Below are 21,483 nucleotides of genomic sequence, written 5' to 3'. Positions count from 1 at the left end.
TTATTCGACGCGGGTCTTGGCGTTTTTCTTTTTCGGCTTCTTGGCCACTGGCGCAACACCGGCCGTATCGGCCTTCGGCTTGGCCGGCTTCTTGGTCCACGGCTTGTCATCCCGGCGTTCGGAAAAACTCCGCTCGGCGGATGCTTCCCGCGGCTTGCCACCGAACGACTTCTTCGGCCGCTCCGGGCGGTCACCGAACGGCTTGTCGTCGCGGCGCTCGGAGAAACCCCGATCGGCAGATGCCTCACGCGGCTTGCCGCCGAACGGCTTCTTCGGCCGTTCGGGACGATCGTCGAACTCCCGCGGCTTGGACGGTTTTCCGAAGGCCTTGCGATGGTCGCCATCGCCGGCTTCCGGCGGACCCTTCAGCGCCGTGACGCGAATGCCTTTTTCGATGGTGCGGTTCGGGCCGATCGCCGAGAGGAACTTTTCGGCGCTTTCCACCGACAGTTCGACGTGCGTTTCCTGCTGCTGCATACGGATCGCGCCGATGTCGCGCTTGGTCAGGTTGCCGGCGCGGCAGAGCATCGGGATCAGCCAGCGCGGCTCGGCATTCTGCTTGCGGCCGACGGAGAGCGAGAACCAGGTGCTTTCGCCGAATTCCTGGCGGTTGCGGCGCGGTTCGTCGCTGCCCTTGAAACCCTCGTTCGGGTTGTGGCGATCGTCGCGGCTCGTGCGGCGGCCCTGGTCGAGGCTCATCTCGATCAGTTCCTCCGGCGCCGAGCGACCGGTGTGATAGAGGCGCACGAAGGCGGCGGCGACCTGTTCGGCGCCGTGACGCGCCAGAAGATCGGCGACAAAGGTCTTTTCTTCGTCAGCCATCGGTTCGCTGAGCGACGGATCGGCAAGAAGCCGCTCGCCATCACGCTGGCTGACCTCGTCGGCAGACGGCGGACGTGCCCATTCGGCGGCAATGCCGGCGTTCTGCAGCAGGCGCTCGGCGCGGCGGCGGCCGTTCTGCGGCACGATCAGGGCACTGACGCCCTTGCGGCCGGCACGACCGGTGCGGCCCGAGCGGTGCAGCAGCGTGTCCGGATTGGTCGGCAGGTCGGCATGGATGACCAGTTCGAGGTTCGGCAGGTCGATGCCGCGCGCGGCGACATCGGTGGCGATGCAGACGCGGGCGCGGCCATCGCGCATGGCCTGCAGCGCGTGGGTGCGTTCGCTCTGGCTGAGTTCACCCGACAGCGCCACGACGGAAAAGCCGCGATTGCCGAGCCGCGCCGTCAGATGGTTGACGGCAGCACGCGTCGAGCAGAAGACGATGGCGTTCTTCGCTTCATAGAAGCGCAGGGCATTGATGATGGCATTCTCGCGATCGGCCGGCGCCATGACGAGGGCGCGATATTCGATATCGACGTGCTGTTCGCGGGCTGCCGTGGTTTCGACGCGTACGGCGTTGCGCTGGTAGCTTTCGGCCAGCTTGGCGATGGCGCGCGGCACGGTGGCCGAAAACATCAGCGTGCGGCGGTCTTCCGGCGCGGCTTCGAGGATGAACTCCAGGTCTTCGCGGAAACCGAGGTCGAGCATCTCGTCGGCTTCGTCGAGCACCACGGCGCGCAGGTCGCTCATGTCGAGCGCATCGCGGCGGATATGGTCGCAAAGACGGCCGGGCGTGCCGACGACGATATGGGCGCCGCGTTCCAGCGACCGGCGTTCGGTACGCATATCCATGCCGCCGACGCAGGAAACCACGGTGGCACCGGCGAATTCGTAGAGCCATTCAAGCTCGCGCTTCACCTGCAGCGCCAGTTCGCGCGTCGGCGCGATGACCAGCGCCAGCGGCGTCGCCGCCGGGCCGAATTTCTCGTCATCGCCCAAAAGCGTCGGCGCCAGCGCCAAGCCGAAGGCAACGGTTTTGCCGGAGCCGGTCTGCGCCGACACCAGCGCGTCGGCTACGCCGAGCTCGGGGTCGATCACGGCCTTCTGCACCGGCGTCAATTCTTTGTATCCGCGTTTGTCCAACGCCTTGGCAATCGCCGGGACGATGCCTTCGATCTCTGTCATGGTTTTTTGATCTTTCGGAATTCTGTTCTTCAGCGCCTTCAGGCAGGGAGGCCGGAAGGCATCAGCATCACGGCAAGCATATCACGAGCCATTCATTGCCGCGGCTCATAGCGTGGATGTGCGGAATTGTCGAGCGGCGATTGCAAGATCGTCGCCCGTCCATCGGCCGAAGGTTAAGAAACGGCCGTCCGGCGGCCGTTGCTGCAGGAAACGGGGAGAGCCGCTCTTCGCCTCAGGAAGCGTCGCCGCGGTTGAGGTCCTTGACGATATCGGTGAGCATCGGCACGTAGTCGTCGCCGTGGCCGGTGCCGACGGCTTGCGCAAAACTGTTTCGCACCGCTGCGCCGACCGGATTGGCCGCACCCAGCGAATTGGCAAGGCTTGCAAGATAACTCATGTCCTTGAAGCCGTTGCGGATCGCAAATTTATGGGCGTTCGGGTCCCGCTCCAGGAACCAGCGGGAAAACGTCTGGTAGAAACCACAATCCATGCGGCCACCGCGGATGACGCTGTCGAAGACCTGCGGCGTCACGCCGGATTTTTCGCCGATCATCAGCGCCTCGGCATAAAGGGCGGCATATCCCATCGAGAGAAAATTGTTGAGCAGCTTCATCGTGTGGCCGGAACCGGTCGGGCCGGTGTGGATGACGCGGCCAGCAAAAGCATCGAGCACCGGCCGGATGCGAGCGATGACGGCATCGGCACCGCCGACCATGACGTCGAGCGTGCCGGCCGCCGCATCCGCCGGCGTGCGCCCGAGCGGCGCATCCACCAGGGTGATGCCCTTCTCCGCCAACGATGCGGCAAGCCGCGTCGTGACCGAGGGATCGGAGGTCGAGCAATCGACGACGACCAGTTCGCGGCCGGCGGCAGCAAGCCCATCCGGCCCGTCGATCACCGCCTGCACCTGCGGCGAACCGGTGACGCAGAGGACGACGACATCGGAGACAAGCGCCAGTTCCCGGGCGGTTTTCGCCTCGCTGACACCGGCAGCGATCAGGTCTTCCACCGGCGCGCGGTTGCGATGGCCCATGACAGTGAGCGGCCAGCCCTTGGTAACGATGTTTTTCGCCATGCCGTGGCCCATCAGGCCGACGCCGATAAAGCCGATGCGTTCTTTTTCCATGTGCTCTCTCCGCCCTGTTTTGTTCGCCTGACTACAAGCTGGCCCTATCAGTTACACGAGGCTGGCAGCCACGACAGCAGAAAACTGAGCGCGGTCAAGGCGACAGGTTGAAAGCGGAATGGTCGCGGAGCAATATCAGTCAACCACAGCGCCCTCCCGCCAGAGGGCCGCCGCGGCATGCATCCCCGCCACAACCCGCAGGAGACATCTTGAAACCCGCCGACACGCTTTTCACCAATGCCCGGTTTGCCGATGGTGCGCTGACCGATTTTGCCGTCACGGCCGGCCGCATCGTTTCGATCGAGCCGGCAGGCAAAGCCGGTCCGCAACCGGCCGGCGAAACCGTCAATCTCGGCGGACTGCTGATTGTACCCGGTTTCGTCGAAGGCCATATTCATCTCGACACCAGTTTTTATGGCGATGCCTGGAAGCCACACCGACCCTGCACCAACGGTTTTGACGTGCATGAACGTGTCGCCTTCCAGGCTGAAAACATGGCCAAGGCAGCGCCGATGGCGGAACGGGCGCGCAAGCAGCTCGACCTCTGCATCGGCAACGGTTCGACCGTCATGCGCAGTCATGTGATGGTCGACGGTTCGGTCGGGCTCAAATCGCTGGAGACGATCCTCGCCGTGCGCGAGGAATACCGCGACCACATCGATATCCAGCTCGTAGCCTTTCCGCAGAGTGGCATCCTGAAAAGCCCCGGCACGCCGGAGCTGATGGACGCGGCGATCGAGCTTGGCGCCGATCTTGTCGGCGGCCTCGATCCGGCCAGCTTCGACCGCGATGTCGAAAAACATCTCGATGTCGTCTTCGGCATCGCCGAAAAGCGCGGCGTCGATATCGATATCCACCTGCATGATTTCGGCACGCTCGGCATCTTCGAACTGGAGCAGATCGCGGCGCGCACGACGGCACTCGGCATGGCCGGCCACGTGGCCGTCAGCCATGCCTATTCGCTGGGCGACGTTTCCGCCGATCTTGCCCGCAAGACCGGCGACCTGCTGGCGAAGGCCGGCGTGGCCATCATGACCAATGCGCCGGGCGACCACGGCTTCCCACCGGTAGCGATGCTGCGGGAAGCCGGCGTCACCGTCTTCAGCGGCAGCGACAACATCCGCGATTCCTGGTGGCCGTATGGCGACGGCGACATGCTGAGCCGCGCCTCGATCATCGGTTACCGCTCCGGATTCTACACCGACGAGGAATTGGCACTCGCCTTCGACGTCGTCACCGAGGGCAGCGCCAGGGCTTTGCGGCTGGAAGGTTATGGATTGACGGTCGGCAGCAAGGCCGATTTCGTAACGCTGGCAGCCGAGCACGTGCCGGAGGCGGTGATCGGCGTTCCGAAGGGGCGTGCGGTCTACAAGGCAGGGCGGCTGGTCGCTCGGGATGGTGTGGTCGTTCGTTGAGGGGGTTCACGACTTTCGTTAAGAAGGCCCCTCATCCGCCTGCGCCCTGCTGACCCTTCTCCCCGCCTGCGCGGAGAAGGAGGTATGCCGCACCCGTTTTCCCAATCAGTGACGTAGAGTGGGGCAAGTCCCCTCTCCCCGTTGTACGGGGAGAGGGTTAGGGTGAGGGGCAGATCCGCCAGCGTCGGCTGAAACTGCACCCCGTATCCACTCAGGCAGCCGCCGCCTTCGCATAGGGATCAAACCGCCCATAGAAGGTCTCGCCCTTCGCCGCCATCTCGCGCAGCAGCGGCGTCGGCTGGAAATGATCGCCGTAGTCGGCAGCCAGCCGATCGCAAAGCTCCACGAAAGTCTTGACGCCCATGCCGTCGATGTAAGAGAGCGTCCCGCCGGTATAGGGCGCAAAACCGAAGCCGAGGATGGAGCCGACATCGGCTTCGCGCGGATCGATGACGATGCCTTCCTCCATGGTGCGGGCCGCTTCCAGCGCCACGGTGACCAGCAGGCGCTGCTGCAGCAGCTTGACGTCGAATTCCTCCGCCTTGCGTTGCGGATAGAGGTCCTTCACGCCCGGCCACAGTGCTTTCTTGGCCGGTTTCGGCGGGTAATCGTAAAAACCCTTGGCGTTCTTGCGGCCGCGACGGTCGAATTCGTCGACCATCTTGTTCATCAGCGCCATATGGCCCGGCTTGACGGCGCCCTCGCCGAGATCGGCGATGTAAGCCTTCATGATCTTCTGGGCGAGATCGACGGCGATTTCGTCCGTCAGCGACAGCGGGCCGACCGGCATGCCGGCCATCTTGCCGGCATTCTCGATCATTGCTGCCGGCACGCCTTCGGCCAGCATGTCATAAGCTTCGTTCATGTAGCGGAAGACGCAGCGGTTGACATAGAACCCGCGGGTATCGTTGACGACGATCGGCGTCTTCTTGATCGCCGCGACGTAATCCAGCGCCACGGCGAGCGCCTTGTCACCGGTTTGTTCGCCAAGAATGACTTCCGTCAGCATCATCTTCTCCACCGGCGAGAAGAAGTGCACGCCGATGAACTGTTTTGCGCGCTTGGAGTTTTCCGCAAGGCCGGTGATCGGCAGCGTCGAGGTGTTGGAGGCGAAGATGGCATCCTCCGGCAGCACTGCCTCGACCGCCTCGATGACCGCCTTCTTGACGTTGCGATCCTCGAACACGGCCTCGACGACCAGTTTTACGTCGCGCAGGCCCTCGTAGTCGGCGGCAGGCGTGATCAGCGAGAGCAGCTTTTCACCCTCTTCCTTGGTCATCCGTCCCTTGCCGACGCTGTCGGCCACCAGCTTTTCCGAAACGGCCTTGCCCTTGGCGGCTGCTTCCAGGTCGCGGTCGATCAGGGTGACCGAAATACCGGCGGCGGCGCTGACATAAGCGATGGACGCGCCCATGAAGCCGGCGCCGACGACGCCGATCTTCTTCAAGTCCGATTTCTCTATGCCGGCCGGGCGGCGGGCGCCTTTGCCGAGCTCCTGCATCGAGATGAACAACGAGCGGATCATCGAGAAGGCTTCGGTGGTCTGCAGCACCTGGGTGAAATAACGCTGCTCCACCTTGAGCGCCGTATCGAAGGGAAGCTGCAAGCCTTCATAGACACATTTGACGATGGCGAGCGCGCCCGGATAGTTGCCATGCGTCTCGCGGCGCAGGATGGCGGAAGCGGCTGGCCAAAGCTGGGCGGCAGCTGGCGTCCAGATGCCGCCGCCGGGAACCTTGAAACCCTTCTCGTCCCAGGGGGCGACGGGTTTCAGGCCGTCCTTGATCATCTGCTTGGCGGCCGCGATCAGCTGGTCCGGCTCGACCACCTGATGCACCAGGCCCATGGCCTTGGCGCGGCTTGCCGTCAGGCTGGAGCCCGTGGTCATCATCTGCAGCGCATCCTGCGCATTGGTCAGCCGCGGCACGCGCTGGGTGCCGCCGGCGCCCGGGAAGATGCCGACCTTGACCTCGGGAAGCGCAATCTTGACCGACTTGGCACTGGAGGCGACGCGGCCGTGGCAGGCGAGCGACAGTTCGAAGGCGCCGCCCATGCAGGTGCCGTTGATCGCCGAGACCCACGGCTTGCCGCAGGTTTCCAGCTTGCGCCACAGCCAGGTCATGCGGCCGGCGACATCGAACAGTTTCTGGATGGCGTTGTCGGGATCCTTCTCTTTCTCCTCGAGCATCATGGTGAACATGCCCTTGATCATGGAGAGATCGGCGCCGCCGGAGAAGGACGACTTGCCGGAGGTGAAGACCGCGCCCTTGACGGCAGCATCGGCGACCACCTGGTCGATGATCGCGTCGATTTCGTCCATCACCTCGACGGTGAAGACGTTCATCGACTTGTCGGGCATGTTCCAGGTGACGAGGGCGATGCCGTCGGCATCGGTTTCAACGGTGAAATTCGTGTAAGTCATTGCTCGTCCTCCCTCAAACCCGTTCGATGATCGTCGCGGTGCCCATGCCGGCGCCGATGCAGAGCGTCACCAACGCGGTGTTCAGGTCGCGGCGTTCCAGTTCGTCGAGCACGGTGCCGAGGATCATCGCGCCGGTGGCACCAAGCGGATGGCCCATGGCGATGGCGCCGCCATTGACGTTGATGCGGTCGGGCTCGATGTCGAAGGCCTGCATGTAACGCAGCACCACGGCGGCGAAGGCCTCATTGAGTTCGAAGAGATCGATATCGGCAAGCGTGAGGCCCGAGCGCTTCAACAGCTTTTCGGTGACATCCACCGGTCCGGTGAGCATCAGCGCTGGATCGGAACCGATGTTTGCAAAAGCCCTGATCCGCGCCCGGGGTTTCACGCCCATCGTCTCGCCGCCCGCCTTGGAGCCAAGCAGCACGGCAGCAGCGCCGTCGACGATGCCGGAGGAGTTGCCGGCGTGGTGGATGTAGTTGATGCGCTCCACGTCCGGATGCGCCTCGATGGCGACGGCGTCGAAGCCGCCCATTTCGCCCGGCATCTGGAAGGACGGGTTGAGGCTCGCCAGCGCCTGCATGTCCGTGCCGGGACGCATGTGCTCGTCCCTGGCGAGGATGGTCAGGCCGTTCTGGTCCTTGACCGGGATGACCGAATTCTTGAAGTAGCCGCTATCCCACGCATGCGCGGCACGGCGCTGGCTCTCGACGGCATAGGCATCGACGTCGTCGCGGGTAAAACCGTATTTGGTGGCGATGAGATCGGCCGAAACGCCCTGCGGCATGAAATAGGCCGGGAAATTCACCGAAGGATCCATGTACCAGGCACCGCCGGACATGCCCATGCCGATGCGCGACATGCTCTCGACACCGCCGGCGACGACGATATCGTCTGCCCCTTGCGCGATCTTGGCGGCACCGAGATTGACGGCATCGAGGCCGGAAGCGCAGAAGCGGGAAATCTGCATGCCCGGCGCCCGGAAGGAATAACCGGCCTCGAAGGCGGCGGCCTTCGGAATGACGGCGCCGGCCTCATAGACCGGATCGACGCAGCCGAAGATGATATCGTCGACCTTGGCCGTATCGATGCCGCTGCGGTCGCGCACCGCTTCCAGCACACGCGCCGCCAGCCGCGGCGTCGGCACCTCGTGCAGCGCGCCATCCTTCTTGCCGCGACCGCGCGGGGTGCGCACATGGTCGTAAATGAAGACTTCGGTCATTTTCCATCTCCCTTCGGCAAGGCCGCTGGCCTGCCGTTCATACCGTCCGTGTCATGGCACAACACTGCGATGACACTATTTTTTGCGAGAATCGCACCCGGTGCGTGATTCCTCCAGAGCCAATCTGGGCTTTTTGCAAGCCCAAACCAACCGGCTCAAAAAGCCTCCGCCGCAAGCGCCATCATGCTGTCGGCGCCGGCCTCGATGCGGGTCTTGCGCAGCGCGGTTTCCGGCAGGATGCGTTCCATGAAGAAGCGGCCGGTCAAAAGCTTGTTGCGGTAGAAATCCGCCCGCTCCTCGCCGGCGGCAAGGCCTTCTTCCGCGGCCTTGGCCATCTTCGTCCACATGTAGCCGAGCACGACGAGGCCGAAGAGGTGCATGTAGTCGGTGGAGCCGGCGCCGGCATTGTCGGGCTTGGCCATGGCGTTCTGCATGAACCACATGGTCGAGGCCTGCAGGTCGTTCAGCCCCTTCTTCAGCTGCTTGGTGAAGGAGGCGAGCTTTTCGTCATTGCGGTTTTCCTCGCAGAAATCGCCGATTTCCTTGAACAGCGCCATGACGGCGCGGCCGCCGTTGAGGCCGAGCTTGCGGCCGACGAGATCGAGGGCCTGGATGCCGTTGGCGCCTTCATAGATCATGGTGATGCGCGCATCGCGGACATACTGGCTCATGCCGTGTTCCTCGATGTAGCCGTGGCCGCCGAAGAGCTGCTGCGCCGCGACGGCGTGATCGAACCCCTTGTCGGTCAGCACACCCTTGAGGATCGGCGTGACGAGGCCGAGGATATCATCGGCCGCCTGCCTTTCGGCGGCATCGGCGGACCGGTGGGCAATATCGGATTTCAGCGCCGTCCACAAAAGGAAGGCGCGGCCGGCCTCGTTGAAGGCACGAATGGTCATCAGCGAGCGACGGACATCGGGATGGACGATGATCGGATCGGCCTTCTTTTCCGGTGCCTTGGCGCCGGAGAGCGAGCGGCCCTGGATGCGCTCGCGGGCATAGCTGGCGGCATTCTGGTAGGCGATCTCGCCGATCGACAGGCCCTGCAGGCCGACGCCGAGGCGGGCTTCGTTCATCATCACGAACATGGCGTTGAGGCCCTTGTTCTCGGCGCCGATGAGGTAACCGGTCGCCTCGTCGTGATTGATGACGCAGGTGGCGTTGCCGTGGATGCCCATCTTGTGCTCGATGGCGCCGCAGGACACGCTGTTGCGCTGGCCGGGCGTGCCATCGTCATTGACGAGGAATTTCGGCACGATGAACAGCGAAATGCCCTTGGTGCCTTCCGGCGCGCCCTCGATGCGGGCGAGCACCAGATGGACGATGTTGTCCGTCATGTCGTGTTCGCCGGCGGAGATGAAGATCTTCTGGCCGGAAATCCTGTAGCTGCCGTCCGCCTGCGGCACGGCCTTGGTGCGCAACAGGCCGAGGTCGGTGCCGCAATGCGGCTCGGTGAGGTTCATGGTGCCGGACCAGGTGCCGGCGACCATCTTCGGCAGGTAGGTGCGTTTCTGCTCCTCGGTTCCGTGCACGAGGATGGCAGCGATGGCGCCCTGGGTCAGGCCGGGATACATCATCAGCGACATGTTGGCGGCGGAATTATATTCGCCGACCGCCGCATGCAGCGTATAGGGCAGTCCCTGGCCGCCGAACTCTTCCGGCACGGCAAGACCGATCCAGCCGGCCTCACAATAAGCGTCGTAGGCTTCCTTAAAACCTTTCGGCGTGGTGACGGAGCCGTCGTCGTGGCGCTTGCAGCCTTCGAGATCGCCGGTGCGGTTCAAGGGAAAGAGCACTTCTTCGGCCATCTTCGCCGCTTCGCCGAGGATCGCTTCCAGCATGTCGGGGGTCGCGTCGGCAAAGCCGGGAAGGTTGTTGTAGCGTTCGAGCCCCAACACCTCGTTGAGGACAAAAAGCGTATCGTTCACCGGGGCCTTGTAGACGGGCATCGTTCCTCTTCCTCCACCACTCTTGTCCGGATGCCTGATCCGGACCTCCAAACTGATACAAAATATTGACGTGCGCGTAAACGTAAATTCGCTAAGCCGTTGTCTCTCCTCGACCGCAGAAATTCCTCGGATGCCCGCGACTGATCCGAAATGGTACAGGCAGAGTGTTAAAAGCTGCTATCGACGATGAATGCCGGCGCGAAAACGCTTAATTTTACGTGACGGCGGCCGAACGTCGCACCGCCGGGTTTTTCGCCACGCGGGATGGTGGGAAATCCACGCCGGCGGCCAAACAGCGCAAAGGGCATTTATCCATCGCGAAGGCGTGGCCGGCCCTTCTTTTTCCACCCACGCTTGCCTAGGTTATGCGGCGTGAATCAGATCGACACCGAAGCTTCCGTTACACTTCCCCTGCCCTTCACCCGCTGGTTTGCGGAAAAAGGCTGGCGGCCGCGTGCCCACCAGCTTGAGCTTCTTCACCGCGCCGAGGCCGGCGACAGCACGCTCCTGATCGCCCCCACCGGCGCCGGCAAGACGTTGGCCGGTTTCCTGCCGTCGCTCACCGACCTGACGCGGCGCGGCAAGATCCCGCCCGGCTCCGCCTTTACCGGCATCCACACGCTCTACATCTCGCCGCTCAAGGCGCTGGCCGTCGATATCGAGCGCAACCTGATGAAGCCGGTGGAGGAAATGGGCCTGCCGGTGACGGTCGAGAACCGCACCGGCGACACGCCGGTCGCCAAACGCCAGCGCCAGAAACTCAATCCGCCCGATATCCTGCTGACAACGCCGGAACAGGTGGCACTGCTGCTCGCCAACAAGGAGGCGGAACGCTTCTTCAAGGACCTGAAATACGTGGTGCTCGACGAGTTGCATTCGCTCGTCACCTCGAAGCGAGGCCATATGCTGTCGCTCGGCCTCGCCCGCCTGCGAAGGCTGGCGCCCAAACTGCAGACGATCGGTCTTTCGGCCACCGTTGCCGAGCCGATGGAACTACAGAAATGGCTGGTGGCGCAGATGCCTGATGAGGACAGGCACGCCGGGCTGGTGCTGGCGGAAGGCGGTGCCAAGCCTGATATCTCCATCCTCAAGACGGAAGAACGCATCCCCTGGGCCGGGCATTCCGCCAAATACGCCATTCCCGACGTCTACAAACAATTGCTCGACCACCAGACGACGCTGCTCTTCGTCAACACCCGCAGCCAGGCGGAGATGCTGTTCCAGGAACTCTGGACCGTCAACGACGACAACTTGGCCATCGCCCTGCATCACGGTTCGCTCGATGTCGGCCAGCGGCGCAAGGTCGAGGCGGCGATGGCGGCCAACAAGCTGCGCGCCGTGGTCGCCACCTCGACGCTCGATCTCGGCATCGACTGGGGCGACGTCGATCTCGTCATCCATGTCGGCGCGCCGAAGGGGGCGTCACGGCTTGCCCAGCGCATCGGCCGTGCCAACCACCGGATGGACGAACCGTCGAAGGCGATCCTGGTGCCGGCCAACCGTTTCGAGGTAATGGAGTGCCAGGCCGCGCTCGACGCCAATTACATCGGTGCGCAGGACACGCCGCCGGTCGGCGCCGGCGCTCTCGACGTGCTCGCCCAGCATGTGCTCGGCATGGCCTGCGCCGAACCCTTCGACATGCTGGAGCTTTATGACGAGGTGATCAGCGCCTCGCCTTATGCCGACCTCTCCTGGGAGACGTTCGAACGCATCGCCGATTTCGTCGCTACCGGCGGTTACGCGCTCAGGACCTATGAGCGTTATGCCCGCATCCGCAGGACACCGGAAGGGCGCTGGCGGGTCTCCAATCCGCAGGTGGCGCAGCAATACCGGCTGAACCTCGGCACCATCGTCGAAAGCCCGATGCTGAACCTGAAGATGGTCAAGCGCGGACAGGGCGGACGGATCGGTCGCGGTGGGGCGACGCTCGGCAAGGTGGAGGAATATTTCCTCGAACAGCTCGCCCCCGGCGATACCTTCATCTTCGCCGGCAAGGTGCTGCGGTTCGAGGGCATCCGCGAAAACGAGGCGCTGGTGAGCCAGGCCTTTTCGCTCGATCCGCGCATTCCCGCCTATGCCGGTGGAAAATTCCCGCTCTCCACCTACCTCGCCGACCAGGTGCGCGGCATGCTCGCCGATCCCGACCGTTGGCGCCAACTCCCCGATCAGGTGCGCGACTGGCTGGAGATCCAGAGGGACAAGTCGATACTGCCGAAACGCGACGAGCTGCTGATCGAAACATTCCCGCGCGGCAGCCGCGCCTACATGGTCGCTTATCCCTTCGAGGGGCGGCTGGCGCACCAGACGCTCGGCATGCTGCTCACCCGCCGGCTGGAACGCATGGGGGCAAAACCGCTCGGTTTCGTCGCGACGGATTATTCGCTGGGCATCTGGGGGCTGGAGGACATGGGGCTGATGATCGCCAACGGTCGGCTCAGCCTCGCCGAATTGTTCGATGAGGACATGCTGGGCGACGACCTGGAGGCATGGCTGGCGGAATCCTTCCTGCTCAAGCGCACCTTCCGCAATTGCGCGGTCATCGCCGGGCTTATCGAGCGGCGCCATCCCGGCAAGGAGAAGACCGGCCGGCAGGTAACGGTTTCGGCCGACCTAATCTACGACGTGCTGCGCAATCACGAACCCGACCACATCCTCCTGCAGGCGACGCGGCAGGATGCGGCAAGCGGTCTTTTGGATATTTCGCGGCTTGGCGATATGCTGAAACGAATCAAGGGCCATATCACCCACCGCGCGCTCGATCATATTTCGCCGCTCGCCGTGCCGGTGATGCTCGAGATCGGCAAGGAGGCCGTGCCGGGCGAAGCGCAGGACGCATTGCTTGCGGAGGCCGCCGACGACCTGATCGCCGAGGCGATGGCCTGAACAGGACTGGAACCGAACCGCCGTGATGAACCGTCTGGCGCTTGCGCGCGACATGATTCCAACGCCGGCCGAAAGCTGCGCGGAAACCACCGTCAACGGCGTTGCCGCCGTCTGCGATCCGCTTGGTGCGCTCTATCTGCCGGATAGCGGTATCGTCGTCGTTTCCGACCTGCATCTTGAAAAAGGCGCCGCTTTCGCCCGCCGCGGCATGATGCTGCCGCCCTATGACACGCTGGCGACGCTGACGGTGCTTTCCGCCGTCATTTCCCGCTACGACCCGAAAATCGTGATTTCCCTCGGCGACAATTTTCACGATCGCATCGGTTCCGCGCATATGCCGGAGGAATTCCGCGGCCTGATCACCACCATGGCCTGCGGCCGCGAATGGATCTGGATCAACGGCAACCACGATCCTGACGGCACGGTGGACCTTCCCGGCACCTGCGCCGACGAACTGCATTACGGCAGCCTCGTCTTCCGCCACGAGCCGCGCCAGGGACTTCAGAAAGGCGAAATCGCCGGCCACCTGCATCCCGCCGCCACCGTGCGCCGGCGCGAAAAGGCCATCCGCCGCCCCTGCTTCGCCACCGACGGCAGCCGTCTGCTGATGCCGGCTTTCGGACTGATGAGCGGTGGCCTCGATCTGCGTCACAAGGCGATGCGCGGCCTGTTCGACAAGACGGCGCTGGTGGCCCACCTGATGGGCCGCGACCGGATCTATTCCGTCCGCTTCGGCAACCTGCTCGGCTGACATCCCCCCATTTTTAACGGGTTTTTGCCCATTCCAGCCCGTCGCCATAACGCCGGAGCAGTTTTTTCCCGGTCTCCTCGGTGACAGGATCAGGCCGGTTTTGTTGCGATCATGGTGATACCGGGCGCATCCAAGGGTTGTCGTTCGCCCGGCGAAGTTCGAAGAGCCGACACCTTCACAGGGCGACGAGGAGACGGCTTCGACGCCACGGTCACACGGAACCGACCTGTTCCAGGGACGTGACCGCCAGCGTTTCAGGCGACCCGACCACAAGGATGACATCATGTCCGACAGACACAATGCCGATGAAATCTGGTTCCTCTCTTCGCGTGTCACCGTTGCCATGCCGAAGGCCGAAAACTCCGAACGCATTTCGCTGCTGGTGCACCACACGCCGTTCGGCGATGCACCGCCGCTGCATATTCACTACGGCGAAGATGAAATCTTCTACGTTCTCGACGGCGAGATCCAGTTCGAGGTCGATGGCAAGACGATGACGCTGCGTCCCGGCCAGGCGGTCTGCGCCCCACGTGACGTACCGCATCGCTACCGGGTCGTCTCCCCCAACGGCGCCCGCTACCTGACGGTGACGCGGGGCGGCTTCGAGGACATGGTCCGCTCGGTTTCACGCCCGGCGGAAAATGCCGGCCTGCCCCCGCATGAAGCGCCGAGCGAAGAGAAGAAGCTGCAGCTTGCCACCGCCTGCTTCGCGCATGGCATCAACCTGATCGGGCCGCCGCTGGCTGCATAACCGGCATTGCCGGTCTTCCCGCGTAAAACCCAACGAATGAGCACCCGCATCGGCAATCCCGGTGCGGGTGTTTTCGATAACTGCGGCCGTAACCGACATCGAGGATGGCGGCAGGAGAAGGCGCCCGATCAATCCTTGCGGAACAGGATGCTTGCCGACCAGCCGGTGATGATCGCCATCAGCACGGCAAACAGGCCATAAGCGAACGGCGTTTCACGCGCCGCATCGGTGATCGCCTGCTCGATGCCGGTTTTCACCACCCGCAGCGGCAATTGCTGCTCGCCGACAAAAACCCCGCTCTTGAACAGGAAGGCGCGGACGGTGTGGACGCCGTTCGGAATGTTGGCCGGCAGCTTCAGCGTGGCGCGAAACAGCGTCGGGCTGACGAAACGCACGCCGCTCGTATCGCGCTCGTAGAGCCCGTGGGTCTGCTTCAGCCGGCGATAGGCATCGCGGAACTCCCCGAGATTGGCAGCATTGCCGACAAAGCCGATCGGTCGCAACGGAATATGGCTGAGGCCGACGCCGCGCTCGTTGAGTTCCTGCTCCACGGCAATCGTGTCGACCGCGCGCGTACTGGAAATCGAATAGGATTCCGGCACCATCTCGAAGGTCATGGCGCGGCGGTTGACCCATATACCGAACAGGCGTTCCTTCTTGCGGACAGTGGTATTGTCCTTCGGTCCCTCGAGCGCCACGATGATGTCGTACTGGCCGATGGCCATCAGCAATTCATCGGCATAATCGACAGTACCGAAGATGGTGAGGTCGGCGCCGTGGAAATCCGAAGTGATGGCGATCTCGCTGGTCGACATGCCGATCTGCAGCCGTTCCTTGCTGTCGACGGCTTCGCCGAGCACCGGCATCTGCGCCAGCGACGGGAAAGCGAAAAGCAGGGTCGCGATGGCGATGGCTGGAAGGCGGATCATCAGTTTCCGGCGCCTCCGATCGCGATCGAATAGAGGTCGCTCGGCGTGACGACAAGCGCCACGGCCAGACGCAAGCCGACGGCAAGCACCAAGAGGCCAAGCAGCGCGCGCAGCTGTTCGCCGCGCAGTTTCTGGCCGACACGCACGCCGTATTGCGCGCCGATGACGCCGGCCACCATCAGGATGAAGGCGAGAACGATATCGACGGAATAGTTGGTGGTTGCCTGCACCACCGTCGTATAGGCGGTGACGAAGATGATCTGGAACAGCGATGTGCCGACGACGACGTTGGTGGGGATGCGCAGCAGATAGATCATCGCCGGCACCATGATGAAGCCGCCGCCGACACCCATGACCGAGGTGAGGATGCCGATGCCGAAGCCGAGGCCAATGATCGGGATGACGCTCAGATAGATCTTCGACTTCTTGAAGCGCATCTTCAGCGGCAGCCGGTGCACCCAACTATGCTGGCCGGGCTTCTTCAGCGTCACCGTCTCGTTACGGCGGGCGCGGCGCATGGCGTTCAGGCTTTCGAGCAGCATCAGCCCGCCGACCGTGCCGAGGAAAACGACGTAGAGCAGTGAAATGAACAGGTCGAGCTGGCCAAGGCTGCGCAGCAGCGAGAAGATCCAGATGCCGACCGTGGCGCCCACCAGACCGCCGACCAGGAGCACCGAACCGAGCTTTATATCCAGCGTGCCGCGCCGGAAATGGCTGAGCGCGCCGGAGACGGACGAGGCGACGACCTGGTTTGCGCCGGTGGCGACGGCAACGACGGGGGGAATGTTGTAGAAGATCAGAAGCGGCGTGATCAGGAAGCCGCCGCCGACACCGAACATGCCGGACAGAAAACCCACCGCTGCGCCCATGCCCAGGATAACGAAGATGTTGACCGACAATTCTGCGATCGGCAGATAGATCGACACGGCAGGACCTCAAAAACAGGTATCAACCCGCCGGCAGCCGGCGGGTTATCTGGCGGGTATGCAAGGCTGAAACCCGGACCCTTGGAAGTAAGGCGCAAAATGATTGCCAAATCATGGCCATGCCATTGATTGAGCCACAAAATCGTCTTGCGCCCCTGAGGCCGGGGTGTCAATTCTCGGAAACGTCCTAAGCCGTCTTTTTTCCGATTTTATGACAGGGCATCATTTGTTGCGGGCAAGCAGCTCCTTGACCAGCGCGTCGGTGATCTTGCCGTCCGGCTCGTGGCCGATGGACTTCTGGAAGGCCTTGATGGCGTTCACGGTCTTCTTGCCCATTTCGCCGTCCGGCGTGCCGGCGTCGAAACCGTTGTTGTTGAGGATCGCCTGGATGTTGCGCACCGCCTTCTTCATGTCGACAGAGGCCGTCTTCACGCCCTTGCCGACCCATTCGTCCGGGATATTGACGGAGTTGGCATCGGCGTTCAGCGGCTGCGGTTTCCAGAGGTCGACCTGGGCACGGGCATTTTCGAGCTGCTCCGGCCGCATGGCGTTCGCCACCTCGTCCCGCTTCTGCGCCGCATCCTTGTCGCCGTCCTTGGCGGCGATGGCAAACCACTTGTAGGACTGTTCGAGATCCTGCTTCACGCCGTTGCCGCGGGCATAGAGGATCGCCAGGTTGAACTGGCTGTCGGCGACGCCGAGATCGGCAGCCTTGACGAACCAGGACACCGCCGCATCGAAATCCGGCTTGCCTTCGACACCGGTCGCCAGCAGGACGGCAAGGTTGTGCATGGCGCTGGCGTTGCCCTTGTCGGCCGCCTGCTGGTAATAGGATTTCGCCTTGGCGAGATCACGTTCGACGCCGGTGCCTTTCTCATAAAGATTGGCAATGCGGTATTGCGCCGGTGCAAAACCCTTGTCGGCGGCGCGCTGGTACCATTTCGCCGCCTCCGCTAGATCGACGGCAACACCACGGCCTTCCGTGTAGCGCGCGCCGATTTCGAACAGCGCGGCCGGATCGCCGTTCACGGCCGCATCGCTCAGCGATTTCGGCGTGATGGCATCAGGCACGACGATGGCGGTTTCCTGGGCCGGTTCGGCGCCGGCCGTCGCAGCGGTCGACGGTTCCTCGATGCTATCGCCGGCGACCGGCAGTTCGCTCGTTGCGCTGGCGGTGGCATTCAGCGGCGCATTTTCAGCACCCGTATCCGCAGGGATCGCCTTCGTGTCGGTTGGAAGCGTATCCGTCGCCGTGGAATTGCCGGGATTTGCCTCGGTCGCCTGGGTGGCCGACGCGCTCGATTTGTTGTCGGCGGTTGCAGCCGCCGGATCGGCACCGGTGGTAACGGACGGCGTGGACTTGGTCGTCGTTTCGACGGCGACAGGAGCCTTCTCGCCGCGAACCAGCGTGTTGACGAGCGGAACGGCCATCAGCGCCAGCAGGATCGCGCCGACAGCCATCAGGATCGGGCGGCGGTGCTGGGAAAATTTTGCGCTGAAGCCGGCGCCGCCCTTGCCGGCGTTGAGCCGCTGTTGGGCCTGGTCGACTTCCTGGGCCGCAGCCTGGGCGGCACGGCGGGCAGCTGCGATGTAATCGGCGCGGTCGACCTCCGGGGTGGCGGCGACGCGCTGGCCGTTCTGGCTGGCGCGGACGCGCTCCAGGATCTTCTTGACGTCGGGCGCGCCGGAACCGGGCTCCAGAAGTTCGTTGGCATCGTCGGCAGGGATGATGTCCTCCGGCGCCAGGGGCGGCGTCGGTTCGATCGTCGCACGCTCGGCAACGACCGGCGCCGGCTTGCGGCCAAGAAGCCGCTTGCCGAGGCTGACGAGCAGGCTGCCCTTGCTCGGCATCGCCTTTTCGATGGTAACGGTTTCCATCGCCTGGACGATGTCGGCATCGACCTCTTCCTGCGGCATCGTGCGAATGACCGGCGAGGATTGGCCGTCGGTGCTCGGCTGAACATCGCGGTGCGGATAGGCGGAGAGCCCGGTGTCGAGACCGTCGAAATCGTCGAGACCGGACTTACCGCCAAAAGGGCGGGCAGTTTCCTCATAAACGGGTTCTGCAAAAACCGGCTGCGCCGCCTTCGGCATGACCGGCTCCGGCCGACGCTCGAAGGAGCGGTCTTCCAGCGAGCGGAAACGGTCGTCCATGGTTTCCAGGCGGCCGGCGATCTGCACGAGCGTGTCGTGCAACGCTTCGAACGTCTGCTGCGTGCGGCTCTCCGAGTGCCGGGTCAGGTCTTCGAGGTTACGAAGATCGTGGGCCAGCGCCGTCAGGGCCGACATGTCGGCGGGTGCGGCCGCGCTGCTCGTCATGCCGTTGCGGGAATAGGCCTCGACCACTGCCTCGGCTGCCTGGCGGGCCGCCTCGATGATGTATTCGTCGCTCGTCGCCATGTAATCTTCGAGCGCCGCCATGCGGCTTTCGACTGCCGGCGACAGGCTGTCCTGGCGCGGCTCGCTGATCAACAGCGACAGATGCGCGATCTGGTCTTCGAGCGCCTTCAGCGCACGGTTGTCGGAGGCCGGAGCGGCCGTCGTCTCGTCGAGGCGCGTGGCGATGTCGAGCAGCTGGCCTTCGATCCGCCGGAAGGCGTCATCATCCATCAACGGAACCGGAGCCGGCTGCGGATGGAATTCCATGTCGTCGATGCGGCGGGCGAGATAATCCAGCCGCTCGGCCAGCACGTCGTTGACCGACCCCTGGTCGAGCGCGTCGATCTTGCGGGAGATGTCGGAGAGATAGCCGGTCAGTTCGGATGCTGCCGGCGCCTTCTGGGAGCGCTCAAGCAGCATCGAAAGCTGGTCGAGCCGTTCCTCCAGGCGCGATGCGGCTTCGACATTGGCGAACTCTTCCACGCGCGCCGTCAATGCCTCGATGCGGGCGCCGAAGGCTGCGGCGGGATCGGGGCGGTTGATGGCAGCGCGGCCGATATCGTCGATCTGCTCCGCCAGTGCGTTGAGGCGTCCTTCCAGGCGCTGCACCAGCGACGGATCGAAGGCATTGGCCGACCGGTTGCCGGCAACGATGGCGCGGCTGATCTCATCCAGGCGCAGATCGAGCCCGGCGAACTGTTCGGCGATGGCACGATCGTTCGGCTGCATGCGGTCGCCCAACGTCTCCAGCGCCGAAGCGATGGAAATCATCTTGTCCTCGAGCACACGGATTGCCGGATCGTGGCTCATATTGCCGAGATGCGACTTGATATCGTCGAGCCGGTAGGCCAGCGACACCAGTTCTTCCTGCAGCGGCACCGGATCGAGCGCCTGCAGCCGGTCTTCGACGCCGTGCCAGCGCGTTTCCATGCGGCGCACGGAGTCTTCCCGCGCCAGCCCATCCAGCAGGACGCGCAGGTCCTGAAATTCGGTCTGCAGGCCGACGATCTCGCGATGCGGTGCCCCCTGGCCACCCAGCTGGTCGATGCTTTGGGCCAGGCGGGCGAGATCATCACGGACATCGGCGGCAAAATGCTGGTCCTGGGCGCTGGCCTTGATATTGCGCATCTCGGAACGCAGGGCGCCGACCTCGCGCGAAACCCCTTCGGAAATGTCGCGCTTCAGCTCCTGGCGCAGGCTGACGAGCGCCTGGGCGATTTCCTTCATCTGGTGATCGGCAGCGGCGGCCTGCGGCTGCGCGGCCATCGATGGCTGGCGGCGCTGTTCCGGCTGCGCGTAGGTTTCGCGCGTCGTGGTGCGGCGCTGTTCCTGCGGACGGTGTTCGGAGGGGCGGACGTCCTGACGTGTTTCGGCGCGGACCTGCTGTAGCGGACGGTCGCGGCTGGAATCGAGCAGGCGCTGACGCTGGCGGATTTCGGCAAGCGGATCGGGCCGGACATCGCGTTCGGCGGCAGGTTCACGATAACGGGCAGCGGGTTGTTCCGGGCGTTGGCCGTAGTCGGCCTGGGGCGGGCGTGGCCGGCTGTCGGCACGCGCCGGCGCACCCATCAGCCCTTCGATCCGCGCTTCCAAGCCCTCGATCGTGCGGCTCAGCGCATCGAGGGACGATGTGTCGCCATGACGGGGATGGTTGCGCGATCCGTTCATATTCCTGCTCGCTTCGACGGTTACGCCCGGTTTTTCCGGGCCTTATCTGGTCACGCCCCCGATAGCTGCCCTAATGGCGCCTCTTCGGGAGGTCGATCAGTGGCGTCCGTCGACGCGAGACTCACAAATTGCACGGCGCACCACTACGGCGCACAATCCGATAAACGTGGTAAACAAGGCGTTAATTGTCGTAGAAATTTTTTAACGATTGCTGAAAAACAGCCTGATGGCGCTGATGCCTAGAGGGCGATGTAGCGATCCGAACGATGGTTGATGGCGACGAAAAGATTGAGCACGACCGCGCCGAGCACCGAATAGAACACCACGCCGGGCGTCGTGACGAAAAAGGCGGCGGCCAGCACGCAAAGATCGATGGCAAGCTGCGTCAGGCCGGCGCGGATGCCGAACCGCTCCTGCAGGTAAATGCCGAGAATGCCGACGCCGCCGAGGCTGGCGCGGTGGCGATAGAGTGCCAGCAGGCCGAAGCCGAGAAGCAGGCCACCGAGGAGCGCCGCCCAGGCCGGATGGATCGAGGAAATCTGCAGGAACCGCGACTGGACGTCGGCCAGAACCGAGGTCAGGCCGATGGCAATGAACGTCTTGACCGTGAAGGCAAGCCCAAGGCGCTTCCATGACAGATAGAAGAACGGCAGGTTGAGCAGGAAGAAGGCGAGGCCGAAATTCACCCCGAAGGCATAATGCAGCAGGAAGGCCACGCCGGCGGTGCTACCGGTGAGAAGGCCTGCTCCTGCAAGGCAATACAGGCCCAGCGCCGCAATCAGGCTGCCGGCAAAGATGCCCTGGACGTCTTCGAGCGGTGCGTGGCGGGTGGCGCTGCCGTTGCCCAAACCGAGGGCGTTGATAAGCTGCGTCATGACGGCGGTCTCCTGCGTCGGGCATGATGGTGTGGCCGGGCGATCAAACCCAGCCGGAAAAAGAAAACGTGCTGCCGGCATCCGGCGGCGGTGCGCCACGGGGTGCGTCAGGCTTCCGATAGGATCGGGGAACGGTTTGAATTCTTGCAGGTTTTTCCGGTTTCGCAAGCAAAATAAGTA

13 protein-coding genes are annotated in these 21,483 nt (G+C 63.7%); 4 read left to right on the top strand and 9 right to left on the bottom strand.

Going from position 1 to position 21,483, the window contains the following annotated elements:
* Both ACSQ3I_RS02385 and ACSQ3I_RS02380 read right to left on the bottom strand, forming a co-directional pair.
* Window positions 1-2,007, bottom strand: coding sequence for a DEAD/DEAH box helicase (locus ACSQ3I_RS02385; RefSeq protein ID WP_435995736.1), 2,007 nt, complete (start codon window positions 2,005-2,007; stop codon window positions 1-3).
* A gap of 232 nt (window positions 2,008-2,239) precedes the next feature.
* Entirely contained in the window at window positions 2,240-3,133 is an 894-nt protein-coding gene (locus ACSQ3I_RS02380; RefSeq protein WP_435995735.1) for an NAD(P)-dependent oxidoreductase, read from the bottom strand.
* Window positions 3,134-3,342: 209 nt separating this feature from the next.
* Here ACSQ3I_RS02380 and ACSQ3I_RS02375 point away from each other — a divergent pair, with 209 nt between their 5' ends.
* Window positions 3,343-4,548, top strand: a complete 1,206-nt coding sequence (locus ACSQ3I_RS02375; protein ID WP_435995734.1) for an amidohydrolase family protein — start codon at window positions 3,343-3,345, stop codon at window positions 4,546-4,548.
* A gap of 211 nt (window positions 4,549-4,759) precedes the next feature.
* On the opposite strand, the gene ACSQ3I_RS02370 is transcribed toward ACSQ3I_RS02375, so the two are convergent.
* The 3 genes from ACSQ3I_RS02370 to ACSQ3I_RS02360 form a co-directional block, all read right to left on the bottom strand.
* Window positions 4,760-6,970, bottom strand: coding sequence for an FAD-dependent oxidoreductase (locus tag ACSQ3I_RS02370; protein ID WP_435995733.1), 2,211 nt, complete (start codon window positions 6,968-6,970; stop codon window positions 4,760-4,762).
* Window positions 6,971-6,983: 13 nt separating this feature from the next.
* Window positions 6,984-8,192: an acetyl-CoA C-acetyltransferase gene (locus ACSQ3I_RS02365; RefSeq protein ID WP_435995732.1), complete on the bottom strand. Its 1,209-nt coding sequence runs from the start codon at window positions 8,190-8,192 to the stop codon at window positions 6,984-6,986.
* Window positions 8,193-8,347: 155 nt separating this feature from the next.
* Window positions 8,348-10,141, bottom strand: a complete 1,794-nt coding sequence (locus tag ACSQ3I_RS02360; RefSeq protein WP_435995731.1) for an acyl-CoA dehydrogenase C-terminal domain-containing protein — start codon at window positions 10,139-10,141, stop codon at window positions 8,348-8,350.
* A gap of 372 nt (window positions 10,142-10,513) precedes the next feature.
* Here ACSQ3I_RS02360 and ACSQ3I_RS02355 point away from each other — a divergent pair, with 372 nt between their 5' ends.
* The 3 genes from ACSQ3I_RS02355 (at window position 10,514) to ACSQ3I_RS02345 (ending at window position 14,526) form a co-directional block, all read left to right on the top strand.
* On the top strand, window positions 10,514-13,024 hold the full coding sequence (locus ACSQ3I_RS02355; RefSeq protein ID WP_435995730.1) for a ligase-associated DNA damage response DEXH box helicase: 2,511 nt from the start codon (window positions 10,514-10,516) through the stop codon (window positions 13,022-13,024).
* Window positions 13,025-13,049: 25 nt separating this feature from the next.
* The gene (pdeM, locus tag ACSQ3I_RS02350) at window positions 13,050-13,775 is read left to right on the top strand and encodes a ligase-associated DNA damage response endonuclease PdeM (protein WP_435996265.1); all 726 of its coding nucleotides are present in this window, start codon (window positions 13,050-13,052) and stop codon (window positions 13,773-13,775) included.
* A 283-nt stretch (window positions 13,776-14,058) separates the two neighbouring features.
* On the top strand, window positions 14,059-14,526 hold the full coding sequence (locus tag ACSQ3I_RS02345) for a cupin domain-containing protein (protein WP_435995729.1): 468 nt from the start codon (window positions 14,059-14,061) through the stop codon (window positions 14,524-14,526).
* Window positions 14,527-14,654: 128 nt separating this feature from the next.
* On the opposite strand, the gene ACSQ3I_RS02340 is transcribed toward ACSQ3I_RS02345, so the two are convergent.
* The 4 genes from ACSQ3I_RS02340 to ACSQ3I_RS02325 all read right to left on the bottom strand — a co-directional run bounded on the left by ACSQ3I_RS02340 (window position 14,655) and on the right by ACSQ3I_RS02325 (window position 21,303).
* Entirely contained in the window at window positions 14,655-15,455 is an 801-nt protein-coding gene (locus ACSQ3I_RS02340; protein WP_435995728.1) for a TIGR02186 family protein, read from the bottom strand.
* A complete protein-coding gene (locus tag ACSQ3I_RS02335) occupies window positions 15,455-16,381 on the bottom strand; it encodes a sulfite exporter TauE/SafE family protein (RefSeq protein WP_435995727.1) in 927 nt (308 codons plus the stop codon). The genes ACSQ3I_RS02340 and ACSQ3I_RS02335 overlap by 1 nt, the downstream gene beginning before the upstream one ends.
* Before the next feature lie 222 nt (window positions 16,382-16,603).
* Window positions 16,604-20,428: a peptidoglycan-binding protein gene (locus tag ACSQ3I_RS02330; RefSeq protein ID WP_435995726.1), complete on the bottom strand. Its 3,825-nt coding sequence runs from the start codon at window positions 20,426-20,428 to the stop codon at window positions 16,604-16,606.
* Between the two features lie 239 nt (window positions 20,429-20,667).
* Window positions 20,668-21,303, bottom strand: coding sequence for a YitT family protein (locus ACSQ3I_RS02325; protein ID WP_435995725.1), 636 nt, complete (start codon window positions 21,301-21,303; stop codon window positions 20,668-20,670).
* Between the last annotated feature and the right edge of the window lie 180 nt (window positions 21,304-21,483).

The organism is Rhizobium sp. LjRoot30 (assembly GCF_964253915.1).
Taxonomy (GTDB): Bacteria; Pseudomonadota; Alphaproteobacteria; order Rhizobiales; family Rhizobiaceae; genus Metarhizobium.
This window is presented reverse-complemented; position numbering and strand designations above follow the sequence as displayed.